Genomic DNA, 18,621 nt, shown 5'->3' with positions numbered 1-18,621 from the left:
GCCGCGCCGAAACCCCCACCCTCACCACGCGCGGCGCGGGCGGGAACATCATCGTTCCGCTCAGTGGAAACCCGCCGGGCGGAAAACCCGTTGCGGTGCCGCGCGGCGCGGGGCACTCTGATCGCACGGCATCCGCACGGGCCCCGCGAAGGCGGGCCAGGGCACCGGAAGGGAGGGAACGGGAGATGACCCGCTGTCGCGGCACGCGCACCGCGCCCCGGCCCCGAACCACCGGCCGGGCCTGCCGCTGACCCTCGTGGTGCCCGCCCCGCGCGGGGCGGCCGCGATGTGGCACCGGCCCGAGGGCCGGCTCCTTGACGCTGTGGCCGAGCGGTTCAGGCGGCGGTCTGCAGAACCGTCCTACGTGGGTTCGAATCCCACCGGCGTCTCCCGTCCCGTCCCCGCTGTCACCCTGGGGGCGGGACCCCACTCCCCGTAGCTCAGCGGACAGAGCGCCGGCCTCCGAAGCCGGAAGCCGCAGGTTCGATTCCTGCCGGGGAGGCGGCACTTCCGCCTCGGGGCGGGAGCAGGTCAGCGACCCGGCGGGCCCGGTGCCGGCGGCCACACGAACACGTGGGCGTACCAGGCGCCCGCGCCGCCGCCCCGCACGGGCCGCGTGCCGTAGGTGACGGCGATCGCGCCGCCGGGCGAGCCGCCGGGCAGCAGAACCTCGCCGAGCAGCAGCCGGACGGGTTCGTGCAGTTCCAGGCGCAGCTCCAGCGGCCCGCGCCTGCGCGCGCCCGTCCGCGCCGCCGCGTCCTGGATCAGCGGCGCCAGCCGGTCGGTGAGGCTCGCCGCCGCCGGGCCCAGCCCCCACACGTGCAGGGCGCCCTGCACGATCGCGCGGACGCCGCCCGCCGCCGCCCGGCCGCCCGGCAGCGGCCACCGGCCGGTGCGGGGCGCCGGTCGCGGGACGTTCTGGGCGGGAAGGACGGTCATGTGCCTCTCCGATAGCGCGATCGTCACCTCGCCGCTTCTGTGCCCGGCCCGTCCCCGCTCATGCGCCCCGGGGGAGTGAGGGCGGTCAGGACGGTCCGGGCAGGACGCCGGCGATGCAGTCCAGGACGCGCCGCAGCCCGTACCGGAACTGGTCCTCGTCGGACATGTGGGGCAGGCGCGCGTCCTTCACGAGCCGCTCGAACATCGGGTACCGGCCGGTGTCGAGCAGTTCGCGGACGTATGGTGCGCTCCGCATCATCCAGCGCTCGGGCGTCATCCCGCTCTGGCGCATCTCCCGCATCCATTCGATCTCGCCGCGGACCGTGCGCTCGACGTAGCCGTTCAGCATGTCCAGGAGGGCGACCATGTCGTCGATCGGGATGCCGACGTCCAGCGCGCCGAAGGCGAACTCGGCCAGCCGCAGCCGGTTGGGGCCGAACGACGCGCGCGGCCGTTGCAGGCCCGCCAGCCAGGGGTGCCCGCGCCACATCGCGCGGGTGTTCTCGGCGATGAGCGTGAGGTCGGCGCGCCAGTCCCCGCTCGGCCGCTCGGGGATGTCCATCTCCAGCACGACGTGGTCGATCATCAGCTCGATCAGGTCGTCGCGGGAGGGCACGTAGCGGTACAGCGACATCGCGCCGGTGCCCAGGTCGGCGGCGATGCGGCGCATCGAGGCCGCCTCCAGGCCCTCGGCGTCGGCGATGCGGATCGCCGCCTCGGTGATCTGGGTGCGGCTGTAGGCGGGGCGCGGCCCCCGGCCCTGCCGCTCGGGGACCGACCAGATGCTGACGTGCCGCTCGCCGCCTGCCAAGGGACCTCCTCGTGACTCTCCCGAGCATCCTAGTTGCGTACGACGTACCCAGTTGTCTACCGTACTTGCGTACACCGTACCCAGAGGAGGGGCCGTGACCGACGAACCGATCGTGGTGGCCGAGGGGCTGCGCAAGCGCTTCGGAGACACCCAGGCCCTGGACGGCCTCGACCTGACCGTCCCCGCCGGCACCGTCTGCGGGGTCCTCGGCCCCAACGGCGCCGGAAAGACCACCGCCGTGCGGATCCTGGCCACGCTCGCCGACGCCGACGCCGGGCACGCCCGCATCGCCGGCCACGACGTCGCCCGCGAGCCCGACCGGGTCCGCGCCCGCATCGGCCTGGCCGGCCAGTACGCCGCCGTCGACGAGAAGCTCACCGGGCGCGGCAACCTGCGCATGTTCGGCCGCCTCTACCACCTGCCCCGCCGCGAGGCCCACCGCCGCGCCGACGAGCTGCTGGAGCGCTTCGGGCTCGCCGAGGCCGCCGACCGGCAGGTCGCCGGCTACTCCGGCGGGATGCGCCGCCGCCTCGACCTGATCACCAGCCTGATCCTGCGGCCCCAGGTGCTGTTCCTGGACGAGCCCACCACCGGCCTGGACCCCCGCAGCCGCGGCGAGATCTGGGACGCCGTCCGCGGCCTGGTCCAGGACGGCACCACCGTCCTGCTCACCACCCAGTACCTGGACGAGGCCGACCGGCTCGCCGACGACATCGCCGTCATCGACCACGGCCGCGTCATCGCCACCGGCACCCCCGACCGGCTCAAGGCCTCGATCGGCGACCGCCTCGACGTCGTCCTGGACGACCCCGCCATGGCCGGCCGCGCCGCCGCGCTCCTGCACACCCTCACCGGCAGCCACCCCGCCCTGGAAGGCGAGCGGCTCTCGGTGCCGCTCACCGCCGGATCGGTGCGCCTGGCCGACGTCGTCCGCGAACTCGACGGCGCCGGCGTCACCGTCGGCGACGTCGGGCTGCGCCGCCCCACCCTCGACGAGGTGTTCCTGCGCCTCACCGGAGACGCCCCCGCCCCCGACACCACTCCCGCCGACAATGCCGACACCGCCGACAACGCCGAGCGCCGCAAGGAGACCGTCCGATGACCGCCCTCACCGCCCCCGCCACCCGCGCCGGACGGCTGCTCTGGGCCCTCACCGACGGCCTCACCCTCATCGGCCGCGAACTCGGCCGCATCCGCCAGGAACCCGGCGAGCTCGTCGCCGCCCTGATCTTCCCCGCGATCATGGTCGTGCTGTTCGGCTACGTGTTCGGCAGCGCCATCTCCGTCCCCGGCGGCGGCAACTACCGCGAGTACCTGATGCCCGGCCTGTTCGCCATGGTCACCTTCACCTCCACCATGGCCGTCACGATGCGCGTCGCCACCGACGCCTCCCGCGGCGTCATGGACCGGTTCCGCTCCATGCCCATGGCCCGCTCCGCCGTCCCGTTCGGGCAGACCGGCGCCGAGATCCTCAACGGCGTCCTCGGCATGGTCATCATGGCCGTCGCCGGCCTGGTCGTCGGCTGGCGCGCCCACAACGGCCTCTGGCAGACCGCCGAGGCGTTCGCGCTGCTCGCGCTCATGCGGTACGCGCTCAGCTGGGCCGGCTGCTACCTCGGCCTGGTGGTCAAGAACGAGCAGACCGCCGACCACCTCGTCCCCCTGGTCTTCCCGGTCACCATGCTGTCCAACTCCTTCGTCCCCACCGGCGGCATGCCCAAGGTCCTGCAGGTCATCGCCGAATGGAACCCCGTCAGCGCCCTCACCGCCGCCTGCCGCGAACTGTTCGGCAACCCCGGCGCGCCCGCCGGCGACCTCGCCTGGCCCCTCGCCCACCCCGTCCCCGCCACGCTCGGCTGGGCGCTGCTCCTGCTCGCGGTGTTCGCGCCCCTGTCCGTGCGCACCTACCGCGTCCGCGGCCGCTGACCCCCACGGCCGCTGACCCCCACGGCCGCTGACCCCCACGGCCGCTGACCCCCACGGCCGCTGACCCCCACGGCCGGCGGCACCGCGGGACACGCCGCGAACCCTGGCCGGCCGGGCCCCGCGCGGGGCCCGGCCGGCCAGGTCTCAGCAGGTCAGGGGCTCAGCGGGTCGGCGCACGCCGTTCCGCCCGGCCGCCCGGCTCACCGGTCGCGGCCCCGCTCCCTGTACAGCTGCCGCTGCCACCTGCTGATCGCCTTGGTGCGGTCCTCCCGCTCGGCGCGCAGCCGCCGGTCGGTGCGCGAGGCCGCCCACGCGTTCTCGCGCAGCAGCTTGCGGTAGCTGTCGAGGCGGCGGCGCGGCAGCGTCCCGTCCTCGACCGCGCCGAGGACGGCGCAGCCCGGCTCGGACCGGTGCTCGCAGTCACCGAACCGGCACCGCGCGGCCAGCTCCTCGACGTCGGCGAAGGTCCGCTCCAGGCCCTGCGCCGCCTCGAACAGGCCCACGCCGCGCAGCCCCGGCGTGTCGATCAGGACGCCGCCGCCCGGCAGCGGCAGCAACTGCCGCCGCACCGTGGTGTGCCGGCCCTTGCCGTCGCCGGCCCGGACCTCGCCCGTGGCCAGCGCCTCGGCGCCCAGCAGCGCGTTGCCCAGCGTGGACTTGCCCGCGCCCGACGGGCCGACCAGCACCACCGTCCCCGACACGACGGCGCGGACGATCTCCACGCCCTCACCGGTCGCGGCGCTGCAGGCCACCACGTCCACGCCCGGCGCGGCGGCGGCGACCTCGGCGCGCTCCCCGGCCGTGCCGGGGACCCGGTCGGCCTTGGTGAGCACGACCACCGGCCGCGCCCCGCTCTCCCAGGCCAGCGCCAGCAGCCGCTCGATCCGCCCCAGATCCAGCGGGGCGGCCAGCGACACCGCGACCGCGACGGTGTCGACGTTGGCGGCCAGCACCTGGCCGTGCGAATCCCGCGACGCCGACGACCGCACGATCGCGGTCCGGCGCGGCAGCAGCGCCGCCACCGCCGGGCGCCCGTCCGGGCCGCCGGCGCGCAGCGCGGCCCAGTCACCCGTGCACGGCGCGGCCACCGGATCACCACCGGAACCAGTGGACCCGGTGGACCCGGTGGAGGCCCGCGCCGGGCCGTTCTCGGTGACGACGTCGCACAGGCCGCGGTCGACCGCGGCGACCCGCGCGGGGATCAGCCCCGCCGCGCGGTGGGAGGTGAACTCATGCTCCAGAGCGTCGTCCCAGCCGTAGGCGGCCAGAGGAGACGACCCCGTGAAAGAGGAAGACAACGGATCGGAACCCTTGCGTGAAGGGGCCCCGGCGTGACGGCGCCGCAGGCGGCGCGAAGCAGAACGATCAGCCGGAGGCCCGGGAAGTGAGGACGGGCTGAATGCTGCTGCGGGCAGCAGCCACCACGGCGACGGCCATACGTCCACACCCCCCTTTCGGTTCCGCCTGGGACCCTACCGGGCCGCCCCCGCCCGGCCAACCGCTTTTTCTCACCCGCGCGGGGGAGCGGTCTCGGCCGCGGCGGGGAGGCTCCGCCCGCCCCGCCGCGGCCACGATCGTCGCCATGGCCACCACGCTGACCGCGCGCCTGTCCCCGCGCGCCCTGGGACGCCGCCTGCCCGCGACCGCGCTCGCCTGGACCCTCGCCTACGGCGCCCTGCGCGCGTACTGGGCGGCGGGGCATCGGCCGCAGGACATGTCGCCCATCGGCACCGACCTCGTCGCGTTCACCGGATGGGCGGGCGCCGGCCTGTGCGGGGCCGCCGCGCTCGTGCTGGCCGCGCTCACGCTCCCGCGCGCCGACCGCCTCGCCCGCGCGCCGCGGCTGGCCCTGGCGGGCGCGGCCTGGACCGTCGCGGCGTGCCTGGCCGCCTCCGGTGCGATGCTCCTGCTGGACGTGGTCGGCGCGGTCCTGCCCGGCCTCGGCCTGGGGTTCTACCCGCTCGGGGCGCTGTCGCGGGCCGCGGTCGTCGCCGCCGGGATCATGACGGCGCTGTCCGCGCGCGCCTACACCGCCCGCACCCGCACCGGGCCGGCCTGCGCCGCGTGCGGGCGCGCCGCGGCCGCGCCCGGCGCCCTGCCCCGCACGCCCGCCTGGGCCTACGGGGCCGCCTACCTCGCCGTCGCCGGTTGCCTCATCCGCATCGTCGCCCAGGCCGTCGTCGGGTTCGCCGAGTCGCCGCTGTCGGGCGGCGCCTCGGTGATGCTGTTCGAGGCCGGGTTCGTGCTCGGCGGCTGCCTGCTGCCCCTCGCCCTCGTCCACCCCTTCGGGCGGACCTGGCCGCGCTGGGTGCCCGGGCTGGCCGGGCGCGGTGTCCCGCGGCGGCTGGTGCTGTGGCCCGGCGCCGCGATCTCCGGCGGGCTGGTCGTCTACTTCGGGCTGATGCTGCTGCAGATGTTCTGGGAGCGGCTGCACGGCCGCGACCCGTTCCCGCCCGAAGGCGGCCTCGACCTGCCCGAGGCGTTCTTCTGGGTCGCCGTCCCCGCCTACTTCGCCTGGGGCGCCGGCATGGCCGCCGCCGCCCGCGCCTACGCCCGCCGCACCCGCACCCCATGCCCGTCCTGCGGCCGCTGACCGCGGCACCCGGAACTGGCGGCACTGTTCGGCAGTTATGGTGATTTGGGGCGGGATCGCGATGAGGGGGCGTGACCGTGGACGACCACATGGCCGACAACGAGGCCCACGACGAGGCTGACAACGGGGGCGACAGCGGCGACCGGCCGGCCGGGCTCGACCGCGCCGACCGGGCCGCCGCCCGGCGGGTGCAGGAGATCTGGGACGGCCTGGCACCGGCCGCCGCGCGGGCCGCCGCCGCGAGCGAGCCGGTCCGCGACGCCGCCCGCGGCGCGGCGGCGCTCGCCGCCGACCGCATCCTGGCGCAGGTGGCGGGGACGCCGGTGATGCGGGCCGCCGAGCAGGCCGCGCGGGACGCCGCCGTCAAGGCCGCCCGCGGCGCCGCCGAACGCGCCGTCACCGAGGCCCGCGCCGCCGCCGCGGCCAACCCCGCCACCGCCGGCGCGCTGGAGGCCGCCACCGCCGCGATGACCCTCGCCGAGCAGGCCGCCCGCCACCCCATGGCCGCCGCCGCGCGCCGCCTGGCCGCCCAGAGCCCCCTCGCCCGCGCCGCCACCGCCCTGGACGTCGCCGGCCGCACCGCCTCGGCCCCCGTCGTGCAGGCCGCCACCCGCATGGTCGTGGACGCCGCCGTCGACACCGTCGCCGACGCCGCCGTGGACGCCCTCATGGCCGCCGGCCGCGACGTCGTCGGCCGCGTCGTCCGCCAGACCGCCGAGCAGGCCGCCCGCGACCTGGCCGCCGCCCTGCGCGACACCGCCCGCGGCGCCGCCGAGAGCACCGGCGCCGCCGCCGAGCTCGCGCCGCTGGCCGACCTGGCCGCCCGCGCCGGCCGCGACCCCGCCGTGCGCGGCGCCGCGCGCACCGCCGCCGGGCTGCTCACCGCCGCCGCCGGCAGCGCCCTGGCCCGCACCGCCCGCGACCTGGCCGCCCGCGCCGCCACCGCCGCCGTCGAGGCCGTCCTGCGCGAACTGCTCCGCGACGCCCTCAAGCTCGCCCTGCGCGACACCCTGCGCGGCATCATCGTCGAGGTGTCCCGCGACGTCGTCGTCGACGTCGCCAGGACCACCTGGACCACCGCCACCCGCCCCGCACCGCCCGGCCGGCCCGCCACCGTCGTCATCGACGCCACGATCGAGACCACCGAAACCGTCGAAACGGCCGCCGCCGGTGGCGACGCGTGGGCCGACGCCACCGCCGACACCGCCGACACCGGCACGCCCCCCGGCCGCGATCACTGAACCGCCCCTCAGAAGTTCCTGAAAGAACCATGAGAAACGCCCGCCGGTGGCCGGGGCGCCCACCGGCGCTGTTTACCGTGAGTACATGGAACCCGGCGCGCAGGACGCACCGCCCCCGCGGATCCTCGTGGTCGACGACGAACCCGCCGTCCGCGAGTCGCTGACCAGCAGCCTGGAATTCGAGGGCTACCGGGTCGCCGGCGCCGCCGACGGCGTCGCCGCCCTCGACCAGGTCGAACGCCAGAACCCCGACCTGGTCGTGCTGGACGTGCTCATGCCCCGCATGGACGGACTGACCACCTGCCGGCGGCTGCGCGCCCTCGGCGCCACCATGCCCGTGCTCATGCTCACCGCCCGCGACATGGTCGGCGACCGCGTCACCGGACTGGACGCCGGCGCCGACGACTACCTCGCCAAACCCTTCGACCTCGACGAACTGCTCGCCCGCGTCCGCGCCCTGCTGCGCCGCGCCGCCATGACCGCCCCCGCCGCCGCGGCCCCCGGCGACGTCCTGGCCTTCGACGACCTGCGCATGAACACCCTCACCCGCGAGGTCGCCCGCGCCGGGCGCCCCCTGGAACTGACCCGCACCGAGTACATGCTGCTGGAGATGTTCCTCACCCACCCCCGCCAGGTCCTCACCCGCGAGCAGATCCTCGAGACCGTCTGGGGATTCGACTTCGAACCCGCCTCCAACTCCCTGGACGTGTACGTGATGTACCTGCGGCGCAAGACCGAGGCGGGCGGCCTGCCGCGGCTGGTGCACACCGTCCGCGGCGTCGGGTACGTGCTGCGCCCGGCGGCGTCCCCGTGAGCACCCGCGCCCCGGTCGCGCGGCGCCTCACCCGGCGGCTCACGCTGCGCGCCCGCATGGCGCTGCTCACCGCCGCGGCCGTCGCGCTCGCCGTCGCCGCCTGCGCCAGCGCCGGCTGGCTGCTGACCCGCAACCAGCTGTACCGCGAGCTGGACCGCCGCCTCGGCGCGGTGTCGGGCGGCCCGCCCGCCGCCCGCGACGACGTCCACCGCGAGGGGCAGCCCCCCTTCCGCGGCCCCCGCCTGCCGCGCCGCCCCGAGGCGATCCTGGCCGCCTGCTCCTCCGAGCCCACCGGCACCGGCTCCCAGAACCCGCCGCCCGGCCCCTACGAGATCATGCAGCTGGTCCGCGCCGACGGGCGGCGCTGCACCGTCCCCGGCGCCGGCGCGCTGCAGGTCACCGTGCAGGACGTCCGGGTCGCCCGCGGCGAACGCGACCACGCCTACCACGACGGCACCGGCGTCACCGCCTCCGGGACCGAGGACGGCGTCCGCGTCCTCACCCGCTCGTTCCGGCTGCCCGACGGCACCCCCGCCGCCGTGTCCTACGCCATCTCCCTCGACGAGGTCCAGGGCCCCCTGGACAACCTGGCGCTGCTGCTCACCGCCGTCACCGCCCTCGGCGTCCTGGTGTCCGCCGCCGCCGGCCTCATGATCGCCCGCGCGTCGCTGCGTCCCGTGGACGAGCTCACCGGCGCCGTCGAGCACATCGCCCGCACCGAGGACCTGGACACCCGCATCCCCGAGGAGGGCACCGACGAGATCGCCCGCCTCAGCCGCTCCTTCAACACCATGACCGCCGCCCTGGCCGCCTCCCGCGAACGCCAGCAGCAGCTCATCGCCGACGCCGGGCACGAGCTGCGCACCCCCCTCACCAGCCTGCGCACCAACATCGACCTGCTGCTGCGCGCCGAGGCCGCCGGCCGCGACCTGCCCGCCGGCACCCGCCGCAACCTGCTCGCCAGCGTCCGCGCCCAGATGCGGGAACTGTCCAGCCTCGTCGGCGACCTGCTGGAACTGGCCCGCCCCGCCGACACCGAACCCGTCCGCGAGACCGTCGCCCTGCACGAGGTCCTGGACCGCGCCGTCGAACGCGCCCGGCTGCGCGGCCCCGGCCTCACCATCACCTGCGACGCCCGGCCCTGGCACGTCCACGGCGACCCCGCCTCCCTGGAACGCGCCATCGTCAACCTCCTCGACAACGCCGTGAAGTTCAGCCCGCCCGGCGGCACCGTCACCGCGGGCCTGCACGACGGCGAACTCACCGTCCGCGACCACGGCCCCGGCATCCCCGCCGCCGACCTTCCCCACGTGTTCGAACGGTTCTGGCGCTCCCCGTCGGCCCGCAGCCTGCCCGGCTCCGGGCTCGGGCTGTCCATCGTCGCGCGCGTCGTCGCCGAATACGGCGGAAGCGTCGCCCTGGAACCCGCGCCCGGCGGCGGCACCCTCGCCCGCGTCCACCTGCCCGGCACCCCCGCCCCCGGCGACTGAACCACCCCCGGGCAGGGCCCGGCGCGTTTCTCATGCGGCGTTAAGACACGCCTCACCGCCCTCCCACACCGGCCCCCGAACCTCGGTCCCATGAGTCACCTCATCACCGAACCGGGCACGCCCGCCGCGCCGCCCCCGCCGCCGCACGAGCACGGCGGACGGGGACGGCTCGTCGAGGTGGTCGTCCCCGTCCACAACGAGGAACGCGTCCTGGCCGCCAGCGTCGAACGCCTGCACGCCTACCTCGCCGACACCCTCCCCTACCCGTTCCGCATCACCGTCGCCGACAACGCCAGCACCGACGCCACCTGGCCCATCGCCCGCGACCTGGCCGCCCGCCACCCCCGCGTCCGCGCCGTCCGGCTGCGCGACAAGGGCCGGGGCCGGGCGCTGCGCCACGTGTGGGGGACCAGCGACGCCGACGTCGTCGCCTACATGGACGTCGACCTGTCCACCGACCTGGACGCGTTCCTGCCGCTGGTCGCCCCCCTCATCTCCGGGCACAGCGACCTGGCCATCGGCTCACGCCTGACCCGCGGCTCCGCCGTCGTGCGCGGCCCCCGCCGCGAGATCATCTCCCGCTGCTACAACCTGCTGCTGCGCACCGCACTGGCCGCCCGCTTCACCGACGCCCAGTGCGGCTTCAAGGCCGCCCGCACCGAGATCGTGCAGGCGCTGCTGCCCTCGGTCGAGGACGAGGAATGGTTCTTCGACACCGAGCTGCTGCTGCTCGCCGAACGCAACGGGCTGCGCATCCACGAGGTCCCCGTCGACTGGGTCGACGACCCCGACAGCCGCGTCGACGTCCTGCGCACCGCCCGCGACGACCTGCGCGGCATGGCCCGCGTCGCCCACCGCATGCTCACCGGCGCGTTCCGCGCCCCCGTCGGCGGCCGCCCCGGCCCCGCCGCGGGCCGGGCCACCGACGCGCTCCCCGCCGGCATGGCCCGCCAGCTGCCCGCCTTCGCCGCCATCGGCGTCCTCAGCACCCTCGCCCAGCTGATCCTGTTCGTCCTGCTGCGCCTGTTCCTCGGGCCGCTGTGGGCCAACGCGCTCTCCCTGGTGATCACCACCGTCGGCAACACCGCCGCCAACCGCCGCTTCACCTTCGGCGTCACCGGCCACCGCCGCGCGCTGCGCCAGCAACTCGAGGGCGGCGCCGCGTTCCTGCTCGGCCTGGCCCTGTCCACCGGCGGCCTGGCCCTGCTGCACGCCGCCGCGCCCGGCGCCGGACGCGCCGTCGAGGTCGCCGCGCTCGTCACCGCCAACGCCCTGGCCACCCTCGCGCGTTTCCTGCTCATGCGCGCCTGGATCTTCCACCCCCGCCGCCTCGGCCACCACCCCACCGCACCCGCCGCACCCGCCGCGGGGACCGTCGCCGCGCCCGCCCACGACAACACCGGGGGGACCACGGCATGACCTCCACCCTCACCCCGCCGCCCGCCGCCGGGCACACCGCGCCCCGCAGCCGCGCCCGCCGCCTCCTCCTCGGCCCCGGCGGCGACCCCCGCTGGGCGCGGCCCGCCCTGTGGGCCGTCCTCATCGCCGCCACCGCCCTGTACGCGTGGGGCCTGACGGCCGCGGGCGACGCCAACTCCTACTACTCCGCCGCCGTCAAGAGCGGCACCCAGAGCTGGAAGGCGTTCTTCTTCGGCTCCCTGGACGCCGGCTCCTACATCACCGTCGACAAACCCCCCATGGCCCTGTGGGCCATGGGACTCACCGCCCGCGTCCTCGGATTCGGGACCTGGAGCCTGCTGCTCCCGCAGGTCGCCGCCGGCGTCGCCGCCGTCGCCGTCCTGTACACCACGGTCCGCCGCGCGTTCGGCCACGCCGCCGCGCTCACCGCCGCCGCCGTCCTGGCCCTCACCCCGATCACCGTCGCGATCAACCGCGACAACAACCCCGACACCCTCCTGGTGCTGTTCCTGGTCGCCGCCGCCTGGGCCTGCCAGCGCGCCGTCGACACCGGACGGCTGCGGCCCCTGCTGCTCGCCGCGTTCCTCGTCGGATGCGGCTTCAACACCAAGATGCTGCAGGCGTTCCTGGTCGTCCCCGCACTGGCCCTGGCCTACCTGGTCGCCGCCCGGCCCCGCCCGGCGCGCCGCGTCGCGCACCTGCTCGCCACCGGCGCCGTCCTGGCCGCGTCCTCGCTGTGGTGGACGCTGCTGGTCGACGCCGTCCCCGCCCGCTCCCGCCCCTACATCGGCGGCAGCACCGACGGCACCGCGTGGGACCTGGTCATCGGCTACAACGGCCTCGGCCGCATCCTCGGCCAGGGCGGCGGCCCGGGCGGTCGCGGCGGCCCCGGAGGAGGCGGCGGCTTCGGCGGCCAGTCCGGCGCCGGGCGGCTGTTCAACGACATCCTCGGCGGCCAGATCTCCTGGCTCATCCCCTTCGCCGTCCTCGCCCTGGCCGCCGGCCTGGTCCTGCTGCGCCGCCGCCCCCGCACCGACCCCGCCCGCGCCGCGCTGCTGCTGTGGGGCGGATGGCTCGCCGTCCACTACGTCGTGTTCAGCTTCGCGCAGGGCACCTTCCACCCCTACTACTCCACCGCCATGGCCCCCGCGATCGCCGCGCTCACCGGCGCCGGAGCCGTCCTGCTGGCCCGCGCCCACCGCACGTCGCGGGCCTGGGCGTGGGTCCTGCCCTCGGGCGTCGCCGTCACCGGCGCGTGGGCGTTCGTCCTGCTGGACCGCACCCCGTCCTGGAACCCGTGGCTGCGGTGGGCCGTCGCCGCCGCCACCGCCCTGGCCGTCGCCGCCCTGATCGCCGGACGGGTCTCCGGCCGCGCCGGGACCCGCGCCACCGTCGCCGGTCTCGCCCTCGCCGCGGCCGCGGGCCTGGCGGGCCCGGGCGCCTACGCCGTCGCGGCCGCCTCCACCACCTCCAACGGCACCAACCCCCTGGCCGGACCCGCCTCCGGCGGCGGCCTCGGCGGCGGGCCCGGAGCCGGACCCGGCCGGTCCGGGGCCTTCCCCGGCGGCGGCGCGCCCCCCGCCATGCCCGGCGGCAGGCCGCCCGGCGGGCAGACGCCCCCGTGGCAGGCCGGCGGCCAGAACGGGCAGGGACCCGACGGACAGGCCGCCAACGGACGGGCCGCCGACGGGCGCGGGCAGCGCCCCGGCGGAACCGGCGGACGCGGCGGCTTCGGCGGCGGGCCCGGCGGCGGCGTCGACACCCGGATGCTCGCCTACCTGGAGAGGAACCAGGGCGGCGCCACCTGGCTCGTCGCCGTCTCCAGCGCCCAGGAGGCCTCCTCGATCATCCTTCGGACCGGGCGCCCCGCCATCGCCATGGGCGGCTTCACCGGCAGCGACCCCGCCATGACCGTCGCCAAGCTCCAGCAGTACGTCAAGGACGGCGAGCTCCGCTTCATCCTGCTCGGCGGCCGCATGGGCCCCGGCGGCGGCGACACCGCCGTCACCGCCTGGGTCCAGAAGAACGCCACCCCCGTCGACGCGACCGCCTACGGCGGCACCGCCGGCGGCTCGACCGGCGCCCGGCTGTACAAGCTCGGCTGAACAGGGAAGACGACGATGACCACCACGATCCCGGCCGCCCCGCCCGCGCCCCGCACCCCGCGCGGGCGGGGCGGCCTCCCGCGGCGGCTGCTGCGCGGCCCCGCCGCCGACCCCGCCTGGGCCCGGCCCGCGCTGCTGGCCCTGCTCACCGCCACCGGCGTCGCCTACCTCTGGGGACTCGGCGCGTCCGGATGGGCCAACGCGTTCTACTCCGCCGCCGTCCAGGCCGGCGCCACCAGCTGGAAGGCGTTCTTCTTCGGCTCCTCCGACGCCGCCGGCGCCATCACCGTCGACAAGCCGCCCGCCGCGCTGTGGCCGATGGCCCTGACCGCCCGCGTGTTCGGCGTCAACACCTGGAGCATCCTCGTCCCGCAGGCGCTCATGGGCGTGGCGACCGTCGCGGCCCTGCACGCGGCCGTCCGGCGCCGCTTCCCCGCCTGGGCGGCGCTGCTCGCCGGCGCCGCGCTCGCGGTGACGCCGGTGGCCGCGCTGATGTTCCGTTTCAACAACCCCGACGCGCTGCTGGTGCTGCTGCTGACCCTCGGCGCCTACGCGGCGCTGCGCGCCCAGGAGAGCGCGAGCACCCGCTGGCTGCTGCTCGCCGCCGCGCTCACCGGGACCGGGTTCCTGGCCAAGATGCTCCAGGCGTTCCTGGTCGTCCCGGTGTTCGCGCTGGTCTACCTGCTCGCCGCGCCCGCGCCCCTGCGGCGGCGGCTGTGGCAGCTGGCCGCCGCCGGGGGAGTGCTGCTGGCCTCGGCCGGGTGGTGGGTCGTGGCCGTCGCGCTGGTGCCCGCCTCCGCCCGCCCCTACATCGGCGGGTCGCAGCACGACTCCGTCCTGGAACTTGCCCTCGGCTACAACGGCCTCGGACGCCTCAACGGCGAGGAGACCGGCGGGCTCGGCAACCTCGACCAGGACGCCGGATGGGGCCGCATGTTCGGGCCCGTCATCGGCGGCCAGATCTCCTGGCTGCTGCCCGCCGCGCTGCTCCTGCTCGCCGCCGGGCTGTGGGCGACGCGACGCGCGCCCCGCACCGACCCCGCCCGCGCCGCGCTGGCGCTGTGGGGCGGATGGCTCCTGCTCACCGCCGCGGTCTTCAGCTGGATGCAGGGCATCTTCCACGAGTACTACACCGTCGCGCTCGCCCCCGCGATCGCCGCGCTCACCGGCATGGGCGCCGCGCTGCTGTGGGAACGCCGCCGCACCCCAGGGGCCGCCGCGGTCCTGTCGGCGACCGTCGCCCTCACCGCCCTGTGGGCCTACGTCCTGCTGGACCGGTCACCGGACTGGCACCCCTGGCTCGCGCCCGCCGTCGCCGCCGCGGGCCTGCTCGCCGCCGCCGGGCTGGCGGCCGTGCGGCTGCTGCGCGGGCCCGTCCTGACCGCGGCCGCCGCACTGGCGGTCCTGGCCGGCCTCGCCGGACCCGCCGCCTACGCCGCCGAAACCGTCCGCACCCCGCACACCGGCGCCATCGTCACCGCCGGCCCCGCCACCTCCACCGGGTTCGGCCCAGGACGCGGCGCCCGGGGCGGGCGCCCCGGACGCGCCGGACCCGGCGGCTGGGCCCGCGGCCCCGGCGGGCCCCCGCCCCAGGGCCCCGGAACCACCGGGCGCATGCCCGCGGGCCCCCGCACCGGCCGCCCCGGCGCGGCAGGACCGGGCGGGGGACCGGGCGGGGGACCGGGCGGGCTCCTGAACGCCGGGACCCCGGACGCCGCCGTCACCTCCGCCCTCAACGCCGGCGCCGCCTCCTACACCTGGGTCGCCGCCGCCGTCGGCTCCAATACCGCCGCCGGCTACCAGCTCGCCACCGGCAGGCCCGTGATGGCCGTCGGCGGGTTCAACGGCACCGACCCCGCCCCCACCCTCGCCGAGTTCCAGCGCCTCGCCCGCCAAGGCAGGATCCACTACTTCGTCGGCGGAGACCGCGGCCAGGCAGGCGCCCGGACGCGCGGCACCGGCACCGGCAGCGACGCCGCCCAGCGGATCAGCGCCTGGGTCGCCGCGAACTACACCCCCGCCAGGGTCGGCGGCACCGTCCTGTACGACCTGACCCCCGGCGCGGGGTGACCGGGCGTCCCGCAGCGGGAAGGGAGACAGGAGAACGGCATCAGCGAACAGGGAGTGACCCGATGGCCGACACGCTCGACGCCGCCGAAGTCGCCGACCGCCTGCGCGGCCTGCCCGCCTGGAGCCGGGACGGCGACCAGATCCGCAGGCAGGTCACCGCGCCCTCGTTCCCGGCCGGGATCGAGGTGGTCGCCGACGTCGCCCGCGCCGCCGAGGACGCCGACCACCACCCCGACATCGACATCCGCTGGCGCACCCTGACCTTCGCCCTGTCCACCCACAGCGCCGGCGGCCTCACCGGCAAGGACTTCGCCCTCGCCGCGGTGATCGACCAGATCGCCGCCCGGCACGGTGCCGGGTAGCGCCGCGATGGCCGTGCAGGTGGCGGTGTGCGGGCCGGGCGAGTGCACCGAGCGGCAGTGGGACCACGCCTACGAGACCGGCCGCATCCTCGCCGGCCGCGGCGCCGTGGTCGTGTGCGGCGGGCACGGCGGGGTGATGGCCGCCGCGGCCGCGGGAGCCCGGACCGCCGGCGGCCTCGTGGTCGGGATCCTGCCCGCCGCCGACCGCGCCGCCGCCGGACCCGACCTCACCGTCGCCGTCCCCACCGGCCTCGGCCAGGCCCGCAACAACGTCATCGTCAACACCGCCGACGCCGTCATCGCCGTCGGCGGGTCCTGGGGGACGCTGTCGGAGATCGCCCTGGCCATGCGCGCCGGGCGCATCCCCGTCGTCCAGCTCGGCGGCTGGCGCGTCCACGACGAGGACGGGCGCCCCGTCGGCGGCATCGTCCACGCCGCCGACCCCGCCGCCGCCGTCGACGCCACCGGCCTGTGGCCCTGACCCGTGCCCCGGCACGCGCTTGCAGGCGGCCGATGCGGCCCTCGTGCCCGCGCATGCCCCGGTGGCCAGGCCGGCGGTCGGGGGCGGCCGTGATCAGCAGCGGTTGGGCGTGGTGTCGATGCCCTGGGTGCGGAGCCAGCGGGTCATGGAGGCGCCGAAGGCCGCGTGGGCCTCCTCCAAGGGGTGCTGCATGTCACCGAGGGGGAACCTGCCGGTGATCTCGTCGTTGAAGGAGGTCCGGGAGTGCGTCGCCGTCCCGCCGTAGACGGCGGCGGGGTCCAGGCTCGCGAGGAGGGCCCTGCTCTGGTCGTCCTGGTCGAACCTCAGCACGTCCCAGGCGAAGACGTAGCGGGCGCACGCTCCGCGGGAGCGCAGGTAGCCGTCGAGCATCAGCCAGTCCAGCGCGAAGTTGGTCAGGGAAGCCCGCTCACTCCACAGATGCCGGTAGTAGGCCTCCGCCAGACGGTCCTTCATCTGGATCCGCCATTTCCCCAGCCGGTGCCAGTGGAGTTCGTCGGGCAGGGCGGGACGGAACCCGTGGCCCTTGTCGCGGGCCCGGGTGAAGCACTCGTGGCGGGACAGACCCGTCCACATGCAGATCACCAAGACGTCCTCGACCCGCACATGGTGCTCGGCGGCGAGGCGGTCGAGGTTGCCCACCGTCGTGCGGACGACGCGCCGATTGGAGCCGCCGTCGCAGCCCAGGTTCACCCACGGGATTCCGAGGGCGTCGGCGACCAGGGCAGGCCAGGCGTCCTCCGCCCGCCCGAGTTCCGCACCCCGGGTGTAGCTGCATCCGTTGGCGACGAGCAGACGTACCGGTCGTGACGTCAATGGACCCGGACTCCTTCCCGCTCGCCGAACCGCTCGGCGTCCCGCCAGGAGTTCACCAGGGGTTCTCCGCGAGAGTTGAGGCTGGTGTTGAGCAGCATCGGACAGCCCGAGGCGTCCTCCCACGCGGTGAGCAGGTCGTGCAGGGCCGGGTGCTGGTCGCGGGAGACGCTCTGGACGCGGCTGCTGCCGTCGACGTGCACGACCGCGGGGTGTTCCCCGGGGTTCCGGCACAGCGCGGTGAACTGCATGTACGGGGTGTGCCGCACGGGCACGTCGAAGTGCCGGTGAAGTAGCTCCTCCCGGATCATCGGGGCGAAGGGCCGGAACCGCTCGCGCCCCTTGACCCGGTTGACGCGGTCCTTCATGTCGGCCGGCCGCGGATCGGCCAGCAGCGACCGGTTGCCCAGGGCGCGCGGCCCGAACTCGGCGGGGCCGTTGGCGACCGCGGCGATGCCCTCCGTGGTGAGGCTGCGGACCACGGCGGCGATGTCGAGCTCGCGGTCGATGCGGGTCCCGAGGTAGGGGCCCGGCCAGTGCAGCGGCCGCTCCAGGTGCGCGGCCACCGCGCCGACGCTGGACCCCGCGTCCCCGGGGTTGGGAAAGATCCACACCTCGGAGAAGCCCGCGTCCCGGGCGACGACGGCGTTGGAGACGCAGTTCAGCGCCACCCCTCCCATGAGGATCAGGTTCGGGGAGCCGGTCTCCTCCCGGGCCCAGACCGCCGCCCTGAGCATGACCCGCTCGGTGATCTCCTGGATGCTGGCGGCGAGGTCCTCCGGCCGCGCGTCGGGGAGCCAGTCGCCGATGCCGCGGTGCACGTTGGCCCTGAGGGCGTAACCCGGCCCGTCGAGGCGGATCCAGGCGTCCAGGATGTCGTCGACATGCCGGGGCTCTCCGAACGCGGCCATCCCCATGAGGATGTACTCGTCCTCGTTCGGCTTGAAGCCGCAGCGCCGGGTGAACGCACTGTAGAGCAGGCCGAGGCTGTGGGGGTAGCGGCACCGGTAGCGCGGGCGGAGGCCGTCGCGGGCGGTGTAGCCGAAGATGCTGAAGCAGTCGAACTCGCCGATCGCGTCGGCGACCACGACGGCCGCGGAGTCGAATCCGCTCGTGGCGATCCCGGCCCAGGCGTGCGACTCGTGGTGACTCGCGTACGCGACCGGGATGTTGCGCCGCAGGCCGATCGAGCGCAGGTAGCGGCTCGGCAGGTCCGATCGCGCCAGGGCGTGCTCCCACTGCCCGGCTCTCAGATGCCGGAGTTTCTTCACCAGGGGCCGTTCGTACCAGACCACCTGGTCCGGAGGGCCGAAGGCCCGGGCCTCGCTCAGCAGTTCGGAATGGAGCAGCGCGTCGTTCTTCGCGCGGGAATAGCGCTCTGAATGCGCCGCGAAGAGCAGCCGGTCGTCTTGGACGACGGCCAGGGCCGCGTCATGCGAGAGCGCGGAGATCCCCCAGGTGATCACGGGTTTCCCCGCTCACTTGTACATGAATGGATCGTCATTCCGCAGCCGCCTTCTTTTCAAGAACCACCGGATG

Annotated in this window: 16 protein-coding genes and 2 tRNA genes; 13 read left to right on the top strand and 5 right to left on the bottom strand. The window is 76.1% G+C overall.

What is annotated here, in order from left to right; translation table 11 throughout:
* Positions 1-316: 316 nt before the first annotated feature.
* Positions 317-389, top strand: a tRNA-Cys gene (locus BJY14_RS44285).
* A 40-nt stretch (positions 390-429) separates the two neighbouring features.
* Positions 430-502: transfer RNA gene (locus tag BJY14_RS44280), tRNA-Arg, on the top strand.
* Positions 503-531: 29 nt separating this feature from the next.
* On the opposite strand, the gene BJY14_RS44275 is transcribed toward BJY14_RS44280, so the two are convergent.
* Positions 532-939 carry a hypothetical protein gene (locus BJY14_RS44275; RefSeq protein WP_179849068.1) on the bottom strand — a complete coding sequence of 136 codons (408 nt, stop codon included), beginning with the start codon at positions 937-939 and terminating at the stop codon, positions 532-534.
* A gap of 85 nt (positions 940-1,024) precedes the next feature.
* Positions 1,025-1,750, bottom strand: a complete 726-nt coding sequence (locus BJY14_RS44270) for a TetR/AcrR family transcriptional regulator (RefSeq protein WP_179849067.1) — start codon at positions 1,748-1,750, stop codon at positions 1,025-1,027.
* 94 nt (positions 1,751-1,844) lie between these two features.
* On the opposite strand from BJY14_RS44270, the gene BJY14_RS44265 reads away from it, so the two are divergent.
* A complete protein-coding gene (locus tag BJY14_RS44265; protein WP_312879768.1) occupies positions 1,845-2,852 on the top strand; it encodes an efflux ABC transporter ATPase subunit, DrrA-related in 1,008 nt (335 codons plus the stop codon).
* On the top strand, positions 2,849-3,676 hold the full coding sequence (locus BJY14_RS44260; protein WP_179849065.1) for an ABC transporter permease: 828 nt from the start codon (positions 2,849-2,851) through the stop codon (positions 3,674-3,676). The genes BJY14_RS44265 and BJY14_RS44260 overlap by 4 nt, the downstream gene beginning before the upstream one ends.
* A gap of 200 nt (positions 3,677-3,876) precedes the next feature.
* Here BJY14_RS44260 and rsgA read toward each other — a convergent pair whose 3' ends face one another.
* Positions 3,877-4,974 (bottom strand): ribosome small subunit-dependent GTPase A, encoded by a 1,098-nt coding sequence (gene rsgA, locus BJY14_RS44255; protein WP_179849064.1) that lies wholly within the window; start codon positions 4,972-4,974, stop codon positions 3,877-3,879.
* Between the two features lie 284 nt (positions 4,975-5,258).
* Between rsgA and BJY14_RS44250 the strand changes: the two genes are divergently transcribed.
* From BJY14_RS44250 to BJY14_RS44210, 9 genes are all read left to right on the top strand, one after another.
* On the top strand, positions 5,259-6,269 hold the full coding sequence (locus BJY14_RS44250; protein ID WP_179849063.1) for a hypothetical protein: 1,011 nt from the start codon (positions 5,259-5,261) through the stop codon (positions 6,267-6,269).
* A gap of 71 nt (positions 6,270-6,340) precedes the next feature.
* Positions 6,341-7,510 (top strand): hypothetical protein, encoded by a 1,170-nt coding sequence (locus BJY14_RS44245; RefSeq protein WP_179849062.1) that lies wholly within the window; start codon positions 6,341-6,343, stop codon positions 7,508-7,510.
* 85 nt (positions 7,511-7,595) lie between these two features.
* A complete protein-coding gene (locus tag BJY14_RS44240) occupies positions 7,596-8,324 on the top strand; it encodes a response regulator transcription factor (RefSeq protein ID WP_179849061.1) in 729 nt (242 codons plus the stop codon).
* Positions 8,321-9,814: a HAMP domain-containing sensor histidine kinase gene (locus BJY14_RS44235; RefSeq protein ID WP_312879767.1), complete on the top strand. Its 1,494-nt coding sequence runs from the start codon at positions 8,321-8,323 to the stop codon at positions 9,812-9,814. Before BJY14_RS44240 ends, BJY14_RS44235 begins: the two co-directional genes overlap by 4 nt.
* Positions 9,815-9,904: 90 nt before the next feature.
* On the top strand, positions 9,905-11,233 hold the full coding sequence (locus BJY14_RS44230) for a bifunctional glycosyltransferase family 2/GtrA family protein (RefSeq protein WP_179849060.1): 1,329 nt from the start codon (positions 9,905-9,907) through the stop codon (positions 11,231-11,233).
* Positions 11,230-13,338: a glycosyltransferase family 39 protein gene (locus BJY14_RS47050; RefSeq protein WP_179849059.1), complete on the top strand. Its 2,109-nt coding sequence runs from the start codon at positions 11,230-11,232 to the stop codon at positions 13,336-13,338. Before BJY14_RS44230 ends, BJY14_RS47050 begins: the two co-directional genes overlap by 4 nt.
* Positions 13,339-13,353: 15 nt before the next feature.
* Positions 13,354-15,408 carry an ArnT family glycosyltransferase gene (locus BJY14_RS47045; protein ID WP_179849058.1) on the top strand — a complete coding sequence of 685 codons (2,055 nt, stop codon included), beginning with the start codon at positions 13,354-13,356 and terminating at the stop codon, positions 15,406-15,408.
* Between the two features lie 62 nt (positions 15,409-15,470).
* A complete protein-coding gene (locus BJY14_RS44215) occupies positions 15,471-15,770 on the top strand; it encodes a 4a-hydroxytetrahydrobiopterin dehydratase (protein ID WP_179849057.1) in 300 nt (99 codons plus the stop codon).
* Positions 15,771-15,777: 7 nt separating this feature from the next.
* Entirely contained in the window at positions 15,778-16,251 is a 474-nt protein-coding gene (locus BJY14_RS44210) for a TIGR00725 family protein (RefSeq protein WP_179849056.1), read from the top strand.
* A 93-nt stretch (positions 16,252-16,344) separates the two neighbouring features.
* Here the strand turns inward: BJY14_RS44210 and BJY14_RS44205 are convergent, their stop codons facing one another.
* Together BJY14_RS44205 and BJY14_RS44200 are read right to left on the bottom strand one after the other, a co-directional pair.
* Positions 16,345-17,085, bottom strand: coding sequence for a DUF6071 family protein (locus BJY14_RS44205; RefSeq protein ID WP_179849055.1), 741 nt, complete (start codon positions 17,083-17,085; stop codon positions 16,345-16,347).
* Positions 17,082-18,548, bottom strand: coding sequence for a carbamoyltransferase C-terminal domain-containing protein (locus tag BJY14_RS44200; protein WP_179849054.1), 1,467 nt, complete (start codon positions 18,546-18,548; stop codon positions 17,082-17,084). The genes BJY14_RS44205 and BJY14_RS44200 overlap by 4 nt, the downstream gene beginning before the upstream one ends.
* Positions 18,549-18,621 lie beyond the last annotated feature (73 nt).

It is taken from the genome of Actinomadura luteofluorescens, assembly GCF_013409365.1.
Classification (GTDB): Bacteria; Actinomycetota; Actinomycetes; order Streptosporangiales; family Streptosporangiaceae; genus Spirillospora; species Spirillospora luteofluorescens.
This window is presented reverse-complemented; position numbering and strand designations above follow the sequence as displayed.

Excerpts from the sequence above, each read along its gene's own strand:
- BJY14_RS44275 (WP_179849068.1), bottom strand. The coding sequence starts at position 939 with ATGACCGTCCTTCCCGCCCAGAACGTCCCGCGACCGGCGCCCCGCACC.
- BJY14_RS44260 (WP_179849065.1), top strand. The coding sequence starts at position 2,849 with ATGACCGCCCTCACCGCCCCCGCCACCCGCGCCGGACGGCTGCTCTGG.
- BJY14_RS44250 (WP_179849063.1), top strand. The coding sequence starts at position 5,259 with ATGGCCACCACGCTGACCGCGCGCCTGTCCCCGCGCGCCCTGGGACGC.
- BJY14_RS44240 (WP_179849061.1), top strand. The coding sequence starts at position 7,596 with ATGGAACCCGGCGCGCAGGACGCACCGCCCCCGCGGATCCTCGTGGTC.
- BJY14_RS44230 (WP_179849060.1), top strand. The coding sequence starts at position 9,905 with ATGAGTCACCTCATCACCGAACCGGGCACGCCCGCCGCGCCGCCCCCG.
- BJY14_RS47050 (WP_179849059.1), top strand. The coding sequence starts at position 11,230 with ATGACCTCCACCCTCACCCCGCCGCCCGCCGCCGGGCACACCGCGCCC.
- BJY14_RS47045 (WP_179849058.1), top strand. The coding sequence starts at position 13,354 with ATGACCACCACGATCCCGGCCGCCCCGCCCGCGCCCCGCACCCCGCGC.
- BJY14_RS44215 (WP_179849057.1), top strand. The coding sequence starts at position 15,471 with ATGGCCGACACGCTCGACGCCGCCGAAGTCGCCGACCGCCTGCGCGGC.
- BJY14_RS44210 (WP_179849056.1), top strand. The coding sequence starts at position 15,778 with ATGGCCGTGCAGGTGGCGGTGTGCGGGCCGGGCGAGTGCACCGAGCGG.